Genomic DNA, 11,870 nt, shown 5'->3' with positions numbered 1-11,870 from the left:
CCTGGGTCAAACAGAACTGCAACTCTTTGCGGTGACTTTCCCGGGGGTGCTCGCCGGCTTCTGGCTTTCCGGAAAACTGGTCCATCGCATGCCGTTTGACGGGCTGCGACCGATCATTCTGGCCATTGCCGCGGTTGCCGGCACGGCTGCTCTGGTTCGTGGGGTTATATCGCTTTGATTCACCGTATAACCCTGCCAAAAGTCATCTATAATGGTTCGAAAACGTATTTCTTGCTGCAAAAGAATCCGCCTGCATACCCCAGTGGTTGCTTTATTTTCTTCTGGCTTCTGATGACAAAAATACAGTATCTGATTGTTGCACTGACGTTATTGCTGTTTGCAGGCGTGGCCATCGCTGCTGATACAAAGCCCGTCAACGTTGCTTTTTATTATGGTAATGAGGCACCAATCGGCAGCCTGATGGCTTACGACTGGGTGGTATTGCAGCAGGAGCAGGCCGGCGATGCACGGATTGACCTGCTGGCCAGAGCCGGCACCCGCCCTCTTGCCTATATAGGCGTGGGCGAGATGGCTCGCAGTCATCGGTTTTTCAACGATCTTGAGCAGAACTGGCTGATTGGCAAAAATCCCGCCTGGTCAAGCGTGGTCTTGGACCTTCGACTTCCTGAAGTTCGCGAGTTCCTGTTAGACAGACTGGTTGACCCCGCCTTCGAAAGGGGTTTTCAGGGCGTCTTTCTGGATACGCTCGACAGCTTTCGGCTGTCTCCGGACGGTGATCAGCAGACACCGGCATTCGCAGGCGCCCAGCAAAAACTGATTGAGGCGATCCGCGAACGTTACCCTGACAGCAAGATTATTCTGAATCGGGGTTTCCACTTGCCAGACAGTATCATGACACAGGTGGATGCGCTGGCCCTGGAGTCCTGGCGCAACGGCTACAACGCCGGAACCAAAAGTTATTTCGAGGTTCCGGACGAGCACCGGAAGTGGCTGGCGGCACAGCTGGAACCGTGGCGCCAGGCCCGACCGGATATGCCCCTGATTGCCATCGATTATTCGGAAGATGCCTTCCGTGGCGCTGAGGTCGCTGCCCGCTTGCGCAACGAGGGCTTCATTCCCTGGGTCGCGAATTCCGAGCTGACCCGACTGAGTCCCACCAAACCGCGGCAGGTCAAGCGCCACGTTCTGGTGGTTCATGATTTATCCGAACGGAACATGGACCAGAGTGCGGCGCATCGTTACGGCGGCATCATCCTTGAGCGTTCCGGCCTGGTCCCGCACTACCGCTCCAGCCAACAGCCATTGCCACAGGAACCCACAGCCGACCGCTACGCCGGCATTCTGGTCTGGTGGCAGACCGGCGACCGTGACAACCGCCTCTGCAACTGGCTTCATCAGCAGCAGGAACAGGGCGTACCCGTCCTGCTGATGGGCCTGATACCCGATAGCCCCGCCTGTCGTCGGGTTCTCGCCGCAAAGCGTTATGAGACACCAGCGGTACCACTGAATTATGACCAACACCATCCCTCGGTGGCTAAATACGAGGGCAGGCGTCTGCCCTCGATAACGACCGGTCCGATTCCGGTAACCGAGGGGCACAGGCCCTGGCTCACCATCACGGATGCGCTGGGCCAGACATTTGATCCGGTATATACCCATCAGACAGGGGGCGTGGCAACCGATCCCTATATTTTCGAAGTGGGTCCGAATGAAGAGGTCTATTGGCTGTTTGATCCCTTTGCGTTTTTCAGTCAGGCCTTTGACCTGCCATCCGCTCCGGCGATTGATACAACCACCGAAAATGGAAGACGCATTCTGACCGCCCATATTGACGGCGACGGTTTCGTTTCCCGTGGTGAATTTCCCGGCAGCCCCCTGAGCGCCGAGGTCATTCAGGACGAAATTCTGTCACGCTATGGCATTCCCCACACAGTCTCGGTAATAGAAGCCGAGGTCTCGCCCCGGGGCCTCTACCCCGGCGCCAGCAAAGCCGCCGAGGTAATCGCCAGAGACATCTTCAGGATGGATTCGGTAGAAGTTGCATCCCATACCTACAGCCATCCGTACTTCTGGCAGTCAATGGAAGGAGTTCAGGTGCCTCCCCTGGAAAGCACATTGTATGGCTATTTTATGAAGATCCCGGGTTATCAGCCATCACTGGCGCGGGAAATCGACGGTTCGATTGCGTACGTCAACCAGCGCCTGGCACCGCCGGCAAAACCGGTTTCCGTGTTCCTGTGGACAGGCGACGCACGACCCGGCGCGGAGGCATTAAAGCAGGTTCGGGAAGCCGGCCTGGCCAACGTCAATGGCGGCAATACCAAACCTCTGCCCTATGCCTCCCAGCTGGCGGGCACCTGGCCGGATGCGCGGCCGGTTGGCGATGAACTGCAGGTCTACGCCCCGGTGATGAATGAGAACGTCTATACCAACCAGTGGAGCGGGCCTTTCTATGGTTTCCGCAACGTAACAGACACTTTTCGCATTCTCGAAAGTAACGGCCGCCTCAAACCCATGGGGATTTATTACCACTTCTACTCGGGCACCAAGCCCGAAGCCTTGAGTGCCCTGCACGAGGTGTACCGATACGCCCTAAGCCAGCCGGTGACGCCATTGTACCTCAGCGAATATGCCAGGCGGGTGCAGACATTCTACTACTCGGCGTTGCTTGAGGATGATGATGGCGGCTGGCAGTGGCGGGGAATCGGTCAGCCCAGGACCGTAACAATCAGCCCCGACCGGTTCCCTGATCTTGACCTCAGCACCGGTGTCGCCGGTTACCGCGATGACGCCGGAAACCGCTACGTACACCTGACCGGGGATTCGCCGCGCCTGGTCCTGACCGACAGGACACCGGACGGCCCTTTGCTGTCGCAGGCCAACGGCGTATTGACCCGTTGGCAACGGCAACGGAGTGATGGCCGCTGGCGCATCACCCTGAACTTGCGCAGCCACCAGCCGGTAACATTCTCGCTGGCAGGCGCACGGCAGTGCACGGCCGACAATGCGTCCGCGAAAATGAGCCGCGAGGGCAGTGAGCTGTGGATAACGCTGCCCGCTCAGCAAACCGGAGCCCTGTCTCTGGAGTGCCGGTAAGCGTATGCGTCGGCAGCGGGAATCATTTTTCAGCCTGCCGGCGCTGATCCTGATGGGGGCGCTGATCGCTCTGGTTCTGTATCTTTTGTTCCCCCGCCAGTGGCTGTTCGAGGATCCGGACTATCTCGAAAAGCCCGATGGCGTTCCCATCGCTTATCTGACGGCACTGCTGAAGTCCGATTCGGACAACGTCCCATTGCGCCTGAGCCTGGCCGGGATGCTTGTTGCAACTGGCCAGCTGGAGCAAGCGGACAAAATCCTGCAACCATTGTTGAGCCACCATCCGGTGGTGGAACAGGCATTTGCTGACTACCTCGAACTGCAGGGACAACGGATATTTGCGGTACCGGAAGGGCCGACCCGCCGTGCCCGCCAGGATGAACTGTACGCAGCCGCCCAGAAATTGCTGCGCCAGCCTTACCAGCCACAACGCCTGCTTGAGCTGCTGCGGCCATTACGCAACTGGATCAGCGATCCGCGCTACCTGTCGTTACTGCAAAGCGCGCAGGAACGCATGATCACCCCCGATCAACAGCTGCAACTGGCACGGGAGGTCGCCCGTCTGGAGGAGGCCCAGTCCCGGCCGGGTGCCGCGGCCGCCACTCTGAAGCCACACCTGGGCAGCGTCAGCCCCGCTGACCGTGCTGAGTTCATCGACAACATGATCCGGCTGGAGCTGGCCAGCGGCGACCCGAAAGCGGCGCTTGAACTGTTCAAACGGCGACAGCCGGCGCAAAGCATGGCCGAGAAGACCCTGAGCGAGGGCATTCGACTGGCCCGGCTGGCGGGGGCCAGCGCCGACGAAGCCGCCTGGATACGGCAAAGGGCCAATGCCAACCCCGGAAATCTGAATTACCAGAGGCAACTGCTGGCCTCCCAACTGGCCGCAGGCAGACCGCTTGCGGCGATCACGGCGCTGCGGCGGCTTCAGCAACAGCCCGCCAGGCTGACCCCGGCCGACCGTAAAACCATTGCCGAAGTTCTGGAATGGAACAATCTGCCCGCAGAGGCATTGCCGGTTTGGGTGTCGCTTTACCGGGATACAGGTTCGCCATTGGCTTTTCGCCGCGCCACCGATCTGGCACGGGGGCTGTTCCAGTGGGAAACCCTGCTTGGGGTGCTGGAGCAGGCGGCCAGCCGTGGACGCCTCCAGCCTGAGGACTATATCGGACTGGCGGAAGCGCAGATCCGGACCGGACGCCTTGATGCTGCCATCGCCACGCTCTCGGAAGGCCGGTTATTATATCCGGATGCCGCCCGGCTGACAGAAAGACTGCTGACGTTACACCTCAACCTGCGGGATTTTCCCGCCGCCATCACGCTGCTCGAGGGCCAGCCGACGCTGTCCGAATCTGATCGTGTGCAACTTGCTTCACTACTCTGGCGGACAAGACAACCCGAGCGGGCACTGGCGCTGCTCAATGTCGGAATAGACGACCCGGAACTGGCGGAAAACGCGCAAATCATCCGCCTCGACCTGGCCACCTATCTGGGCAGGACCGACATTCTCAGAAAAGAGTACGATCGGCTGTCAGCCCGGGGCGACGATGAACTGACACCGGTCCTGGAAGAACGCCTGCTGGGTCTCGCCGTACTGTTCAAAGACTACCCGCAAGCCCTGCGACTGAGCCAGCGCCGTTTCGAGGCCACGGGCGAACCGCGTCTGCTGGCTGCAATGGCGGAATATCAGGCCGTCCTCGAGCGCTGGTCGGCACTTGCAACAACCCTGGACCGCTGGCGGGATCTGGACCCCGGGGCGCGACAGAACCCGCGTTACTGGTCCCTTCTTGCCCTGGTTCATCAGCGCAACAACAATATCAAGGCTGCCAACGAAGCCTATCGCACCGCCTGGCAACTAACGCCTGACGATGAAAATCTGATGATCAACTGGGCCTGGCTGACGCTCGCCAATGCCGGGGAGTTTGCCGATCTGCTTCAGGCTCTGCTGACGCAGATCGGTGATTCACCGTCCACCGCCGCCTATCCGGTGCTGGCCTATGGCTACGTTGCTCTGGGCAAGCCCGGGCAGGCACTGCACTGGTTTCGCCGCGGCATGACCACCCGGACCGATGATATTGACTGGCTACTGGGCACTGCCAGCGTCATGACGCAGACCGGTCAACCGGGCGCCGCAACCAACCTGCGCCAGAAAGCCGCCGTGCAGCTGCGTGAAGACGCCTCTACCCCGGCAAACCGCTTCGCCATCTACCGCGAGGAAGGGCTGTTGCGACTGGCCTGGCAGGCGCTTGCAGGCTCGCATCGCACACCAGAGGGGACAACAGCCGATGGAAATCTGCACGAAGCCTTTGCCTATTTCGCAGCCGATCAGGGTGATGCCGGGGTCGCCGAGGCACTTTTGCCCATTGCTTCTTCCCGTAGCCAGAATTCCTACCAGCGCATCGAGCAGCGACTTTACCCGACCCCGGAAAACCGCCAGCAAAGCGCCAACCGTTATATCCGCCAGATCGATCAGCTAGACAAACCCATGGCCGCAACTCAACGGCAGGATACAACACGGGACACGGTGAACCTTCACCAGAGTTTCAATCGTGCGATTCAGCTTGGCGCCCGCTGGCAGGACCTGGGCAACTTCACCGTGCAGCGCGCAGGCATTACCGGCCAGTCCAGTCATGACGAGCTGCGCTGGCAGCTCTCGGCCCATGAAGTCACCGCCAATACCTCCGGGCGGCTCCAGGACACGCCCGGTGGCAACATTGAGGCCGCCCTTACCCTGGACCGGCGTTCCGGCAACGCTATCTGGTCGTTAACCGCCAGTCAGCTGCCACGATATCAGGGTGGTGACCTTGCGCTGGCCGCGCGCTATGACTCTCAGTGGAGCGACCGGCTGGTTCTGGGGGCAGGCTATCAGTTTCGGGAACGCACCCCGGACAGCGCCGAGGCCTGGTGGCTGACCCGACGCAATCGTGGTTTCATCAACACCGGCTACACACCGTTTTCACGGCTCAACCTGAACCTTCAGGCAGAACATCTGACCATCGAGAACCTGAACAGCGAGAGCCTGGCCGATGGCTATGTGCTGGACCTGAATGCCACTTACACCCTGTTCCGGAATGACCCCGCCTGGACCATGAGCGCCGGTTACCGCAATCAGCAACTGTCATTGACTGACACGCTGCCGGCCTCAACGCTGGCAGCACTGGATCAGCCGCTCGCTGCGTCCGCTGTGCTGACCGAAGAGTATGAGCACGTGGGCTTCGCCACCCGCTGGTTCCACGGCGAACCCCATGCACTCTATCGCTCCACCCCGTCGCCACGGGCATTTCTCGGACTGGAGGCCGGTTATGTACTATCTACCTCGACCCCGGAAGTGGGCGTGGACCTGGGGCTGGGTTGGCGAGTACTGGGCGATGACGAACTGGCCCTGTCCGGCCGCTGGTCGTCAGAGGGGCTTGATGGCAATGGCCGGACCGAATTCAATCTTACCTACACGATATACCTGGGTCGCTAAAGGAGACCGTTATGAAAACAATACGCCATAGCCTGTGGCTCACACTTCTGCTTCTGGCAGGCTGCTCGGTCATGCAGAGCCAGCCAGGATCGACAGTTGCCCGCGATGCCCGGATTGCCGTGCTACCACTGGTTAACCTGTCCCAGACCCCCCAGGCAGGCGACCGCGCCGCCAGCGTGCTGGCCGCCCTGCTGCGGGCCGGGGGCAGTAACGATGTTACCCTCTACCTTCCGGACGACCGCAACCCGTTACTGTACGAAAGCAGCGAACGTCAGCAGGACGCCCTGAACACCGCCCGCAACGAGGGCGCCGAGTATCTGTTCACCGGCACAGTCGAAGAATGGCGCTATAAAAGCGGGCTCGATGGGGAGCCTGCGGTCGGGATCACCCTGGAAATCCGACGCGCGAACGACAATCGTGTGCTCTGGTCCGGCACCGCAGCCAGGACCGGCTGGGGCCGTGAAAGCCTTAGCGTGGCGGCGCATAAAGTGCTGGACGAACTCGTCGACGCCATGGCGCTGACCGAAAGCCGATGACAGCGGCGAACTGACAGGGCTCACAATGGACGAAACACAGCAGATAACCGACGCAAAGACCAGGGTGCCTCCGGCTCTGAAGTGGCTGGAGACGCTTCTGATTACCGGTTTTTTCCTGGCTTTCAGCCTTTGGCACCGCCCGGAGGATCCGTTCTATCTTGACGGCAGTTTCCCCTGGCCGGCGCTGGCGCCTCTGCTGGTGGGGTTACGGTACGGCTTTTTCATGGCGCTGGTGTCAGCACTGATCCTGATTGCGGCGCTGGGATTCCAGCTGCGCACGACCGGTATAGCACCACAAGCGTTTCCCTATGTATGGGCCATCGGCGTGCTCGGCATCAGCCTGGTAGCCGGTGAATTTCGTGACTATTGGGAGCGCCAGCGGCAAAAGCTGGAAGCCAGCAACGACTACCGGGGCTCCCGCCTGGAAGAATTCACTCGCAACTATTACCTGCTTAAGGTATCCCACGACCGGCTTGAACAACAACTGGCGGGAAGCTCCAGCAGTCTGCGCGAAGCGCTCAGACGGTTTTACTCCCAGGTCAGTGACACCGGGCTGACCGGGCTGAATCAACAAAGCGCCACACTGATGCTGCAACTGCTGATGCGCTATGGCCAACTGCAGGTTGCCGGCCTTTATTCGCTGACCGACGGCCGTCCGGGCGACAAGCCGCTGGCAACCGTGGGCCGCTTTCACGATATCGACCCCCGGGACCCCTTGCTGCAACACGCCCTGAAGGAGCGCAAACTGGTTTCCGTGCAGACCGAATTCCGCCAGCGCATTGACGAGCTCGACACTGATCTTCTCGCGGCGATCCCGCTGATTGATTCAGAGGACCGGTTTGTCGGCATCTGCGTGATTGAGGCCATGCCGTTTTTCAGTTTTGAACCAAGATCGCTGCGCCTTCTTGCCATTCTGGCGGGACACATGGCGGATGTGGCCCATGAACAGACGGAGGTGGCTGCTGGCGGCTCGCTGGAATGGCGTTCATTCCGGCGCCATCTGGCAAGGGTCGGTCGTGACGCCGAGCGGTTCTCTTTGCCTGGTGCCCTGGTGGGTCTGCGGTTACCGGAAGGACAGACCGGCCAAGCTATCGCCGATTACGTGCAAAACATCCGTCGCGGTCTGGACGTTGTTGCCGAGCATCATGCCAGCGGCAAACGATACCTTGTTGTACTTATGCCATTGACCGATGAGCTGGGACTGGCCGGTTATCTACATCGACTGGACGATGGACTGAGGGAACAGATTGGGCACAGAACCAGTGATCTGGTTACCCCCCGGACCCTGCAGATAAGCAGTCGCGCCCAGGCTGACAGGTGGGTACAGACTTTCCTGTTTGACAACCGGACGGGCGATAACCATGAGCAGTAACTGGCTGGTATTGCTTGCCCTGACTTTGGAAGCCGGCGGTGTTGCAGGTCTGCTGTCACCGGAGCCGGGCAACGTCCATCTGATTGCCTACCTGCTGGCTCACGCCATCGCCTGTGCAATACTGGCGGCCGTTCTTCTGTCGTTACTGCCACGCCGGTATCGTGGCCAGCCGGTCACCGCGGCCTTTTTCCTGTTCACAGTCCAGTTTGCCATTCCCTTTATCGGCAGTGCCGGGGTGCTGGTCGGTATTTTGCTGGCGCTCTACCTGCCACGTTCGCGGCGGGAAATTCCCTGGCAGGAAGTGGCTATCCCGGAGCTCCCGTTTCAGCCCATCGATATGGACCTGCAGGTAATCTACAGCCAGGGCGGGCTGAGGCAGGTCCTGCGGGAAGCAAGCAATACCGACAAACGACTCACGGCACTTATGGCCACCCGCCAGATGAATGACCGTGATGCCATCGATATCCTGCGCGAAGCCCTTAAAGACCCGGCTGACGATGTCCGGCTATTGGCCTATTCGATGCTTGAACAGAAAGAGAAAACCCTCGCCCATCGGGCGGGAGTGCTGCAGCAGGCCCTGCAGAAAGAGGACAGCAAAAAGCAGATCGTCCGGCAACGGCGCCTGGCCCAGACCTGGTGGGAGATGGCCTACCTTGGTCTGGCCCAGGGTGGCCTGCGGCAGTACTATCTCAACAGCGCCAGGACCTTGTTGCTGGAGCTGGTAAGCGCCCACTCCCGGCAAAATGACTGGCGCCTGCTGGGCCGGGTGGAGCTGGCGCTGGAAAACGTCGATGGCGCCGACCAGGCTTTCCGTATGGCTTTATCGGAGGGCTCGGCACCAGAACTGATCCTGCCCTACCTGGGAGAAGTGGCTTTTTTACGTCGGGATTTCAGACAGGTGCGTCAACACCTCTCTGCCTGCCCCCCGGAGCGCTTTCACCCGGCCAACCGGCCGATCATCGAGGCCTGGCTATGATACTGAAAAATCCGGAGACAGAGCCAAAAGCCGACATTGCCCTGCTGCTTGAGGGCACTTACCCGTTTATTCGGGGCGGTGTGTCATCGTGGGTCCACCAGATCATCACCGGACTGCCGGAATACACCTTTGCGCTGATCTTCCTTGGTGGCGACCGCAAGCACTACGGCGAAAAGCAGTACGTCCTGCCGGACAATGTCACCCACCTTGAGTGTCATTATCTGATGGACACTGACGCCGTGGGCAAACCCCGCCCGAGGCGTGGCAACAGCTCGGCGTTCGAAGCCCAGAAACGGCTTCACGAACAGTTCAAGTCCGGAGCCGAAGTACCACCGGAAATTCTTCACGAAGTGTTTTCCGATCTGGGTAAGAAGCGCGGAATCAGCCGCGAGGACTTTCTCTACAGCGAAGAAAGCTGGCAGATGATTGACGAGAACTACCGCAAATACTGCACCGAGCCATCCTTTGTCGACTATTTCTGGTCGATACGCATCATGCATGCGCCCCTGTTCCAGCTTGTCGAAGTGGCCCGCAGAATGCCGGCGGTGCGAATGCTGCACTCTATCTCCACCGGATACGCCGGTTTGTTGGGTGCCATCGCCAGTGAGCAGCGGGGCATTCCCTTTGCATTGAGCGAGCACGGCATTTATACCAAAGAACGCAAAATAGACCTGTCCCAGGCCCAGTGGATTCACGATCCGACAGATCAGGTCGGGGGAACACTCAACGAACAGCTGGGCTATATCCGCAGGCTCTGGATCCGCTTTTTCGAGACCCTCGGCCGTCTGGCCTACCAACAAGCCGACCCGATTGTTTCCCTGTATCAGGGCAACCGACAGCGTCAGTTACAGGACGGCGCCGCAGCGAACCGCACCCGCATTATCCCCAATGGCATTGACCCGGCACGCTTCGAGGCGGCCCGACAGGCAAGACCTGATGGCATTCCGAAAGTCCTGGGGTTGGTCGGGCGCGTGGTGCCGATCAAGGACGTCAAGACCTTTATTCGTGCCATGCGCTCCGTCAGCGAAGTCGTTCCTGACGTAGAGGGCTGGATTGTCGGCCCGGAAGACGAAGATGAGGCATACGTGCACGAATGCAAGGAGCTCGTGGACAGTCTGGGCATGAGCGGGCGAGTGAAGTTTCTGGGCTTCCAGAACATTAACGACATACTGCCGCAACTGGGCCTGATGGTGCTGACCTCCATTTCCGAGGCGCTGCCACTGGTCATTCTCGAGGCCCACGCCGCCGGTCTGCCCTGCCTGGCCACGGACGTGGGCGCCTGCCGCGAATTGCTGCAGGGAGTCAGTGAGGAAGATCGCGCCCTCGGTGCCAGCGGTGCCGTGGTGCCCATTGCCGACCCGGAGGCCACGGCGAGGGAGGCCCTGCGGCTGCTGGCCAACCCGGAGCAATGGTACCGGGCGCAAAAAGCCGGCCTTGAGCGGGTGCGGAGGTACTACACGCTGGACAGCATGTTCGAGTCCTACCGCTCCATTTACCATTCCATCGATAAATCGGGGGCCCGTTAACCCATGGCCGGCATAGGTTTCGAAATACGCCGCATCCTCAAGCGCGACAGCTTCCTGAACCTGTTCGAGGCTTACGGACTGGCGGGCATTATCAGTTCCGGACCCTGGGTGTTATCGGTTCTGGGGGTCATGCTGATCGGCATTATCAGCTTTACCCTGGCGGTGTCGGATACCGAAGTGGTGCAGTTCCTGGTATCGGTCACCTACCTGATGGCCGTCTCCCTGATCCTGTCCGGCCTGTTTCAGCATGTGTTTACCCGCTGGGTTGCGGACCGCCTGTACGCCAGACGAAGCGACCTTATCCTGCCTAACCTGATGGGGCTGATCTGGGTAACCACAGTGCTTTCGCTGGTTCTTGGCCTGATCGCTATGATCTTTTTTTTCAGCGCCACATCGGTACTCTATCGTTTGCTTATGCTGGCCAATTTCGTCGTACTCTGTAACCTCTGGCCGGTCACCATCTTCCTGTCGAGCATGAAGTCCTACCGTCGCATCGTGGTGGTGTTTACTCTGGGTTATACCACTGCCGTGGTCGGAGCGATGATGCTGGCCCGGTTCGGCCTCGAGGGCCTTCTGACGGGCCTCCTACTGGGTCACAGCCTGCTGTTCTTCAGTTTTTTTTACACCATTATCCGCCAGTACCCGGGCGATCACCTCATCCGTTTCGACTTTGCTCGCCGAAGCCAGATCTTTCCGGCACTGATCCTGACCGGGCTGCTGTTCAACGCGGCGGTGTGGGCTGACAAGTTTATTTTCTGGTTCCACCCGGAGACTTCCCAGCCCATCATCGCGAGCCTGCGCGCCTCAGTGATCTACGACCTGCCCATCTTCCTGGCCTACCTGTCGATCATTCCCGGCATGGCGGTGTTTCTGGTACGCATGGAAACCGACTTTGCCGAAGCCTACGAGCGCTTCTACAACGCCGTGCGGGAAG

Annotated in this window: 7 protein-coding genes; all 7 read left to right on the top strand. The window is 59.9% G+C overall.

Features of this window, described 5'->3' with window-relative positions; translation table 11 throughout:
* The first annotated feature begins 291 nt into the window (after positions 1-291).
* On the top strand, positions 292-3,057 hold the full coding sequence (locus tag VJ956_RS03905) for an endo alpha-1,4 polygalactosaminidase (protein ID WP_324081856.1): 2,766 nt from the start codon (positions 292-294) through the stop codon (positions 3,055-3,057).
* A 4-nt stretch (positions 3,058-3,061) separates the two neighbouring features.
* Positions 3,062-6,526: a tetratricopeptide repeat protein gene (locus tag VJ956_RS03900; RefSeq protein WP_324081854.1), complete on the top strand. Its 3,465-nt coding sequence runs from the start codon at positions 3,062-3,064 to the stop codon at positions 6,524-6,526.
* 11 nt (positions 6,527-6,537) lie between these two features.
* Positions 6,538-7,062 (top strand): hypothetical protein, encoded by a 525-nt coding sequence (locus VJ956_RS03895; protein ID WP_324081852.1) that lies wholly within the window; start codon positions 6,538-6,540, stop codon positions 7,060-7,062.
* A gap of 25 nt (positions 7,063-7,087) precedes the next feature.
* Complete coding sequence (locus tag VJ956_RS03890) at positions 7,088-8,434, top strand: PelD GGDEF domain-containing protein (RefSeq protein ID WP_324081850.1); 1,347 nt, start codon at positions 7,088-7,090, stop codon at positions 8,432-8,434.
* Positions 8,424-9,410: a HEAT repeat domain-containing protein gene (locus VJ956_RS03885; protein WP_324081848.1), complete on the top strand. Its 987-nt coding sequence runs from the start codon at positions 8,424-8,426 to the stop codon at positions 9,408-9,410. Before VJ956_RS03890 ends, VJ956_RS03885 begins: the two co-directional genes overlap by 11 nt.
* Complete coding sequence (gene pelF, locus VJ956_RS03880; RefSeq protein WP_324081847.1) at positions 9,407-10,936, top strand: GT4 family glycosyltransferase PelF; 1,530 nt, start codon at positions 9,407-9,409, stop codon at positions 10,934-10,936. The genes VJ956_RS03885 and pelF overlap by 4 nt, the downstream gene beginning before the upstream one ends.
* Before the next feature lie 3 nt (positions 10,937-10,939).
* On the top strand, positions 10,940-11,870 hold a 931-nt coding region (gene pelG, locus VJ956_RS03875), incomplete at its 3' end, for an exopolysaccharide Pel transporter PelG (RefSeq protein ID WP_324081845.1).

It is taken from the genome of Marinobacter sp., assembly GCF_035268745.1.
GTDB lineage: Bacteria > Pseudomonadota > Gammaproteobacteria > Pseudomonadales > Oleiphilaceae > Marinobacter.
This window is presented reverse-complemented; position numbering and strand designations above follow the sequence as displayed.

Excerpts from the sequence above, each read along its gene's own strand:
- VJ956_RS03895 (WP_324081852.1), top strand. The coding sequence starts at position 6,538 with ATGAAAACAATACGCCATAGCCTGTGGCTCACACTTCTGCTTCTGGCA.
- pelF (WP_324081847.1), top strand. The coding sequence starts at position 9,407 with ATGATACTGAAAAATCCGGAGACAGAGCCAAAAGCCGACATTGCCCTG.
- VJ956_RS03905 (WP_324081856.1), top strand. The coding sequence starts at position 292 with ATGACAAAAATACAGTATCTGATTGTTGCACTGACGTTATTGCTGTTT.
- VJ956_RS03890 (WP_324081850.1), top strand. The coding sequence starts at position 7,088 with ATGGACGAAACACAGCAGATAACCGACGCAAAGACCAGGGTGCCTCCG.
- VJ956_RS03885 (WP_324081848.1), top strand. The coding sequence starts at position 8,424 with ATGAGCAGTAACTGGCTGGTATTGCTTGCCCTGACTTTGGAAGCCGGC.
- VJ956_RS03900 (WP_324081854.1), top strand. The coding sequence starts at position 3,062 with ATGCGTCGGCAGCGGGAATCATTTTTCAGCCTGCCGGCGCTGATCCTG.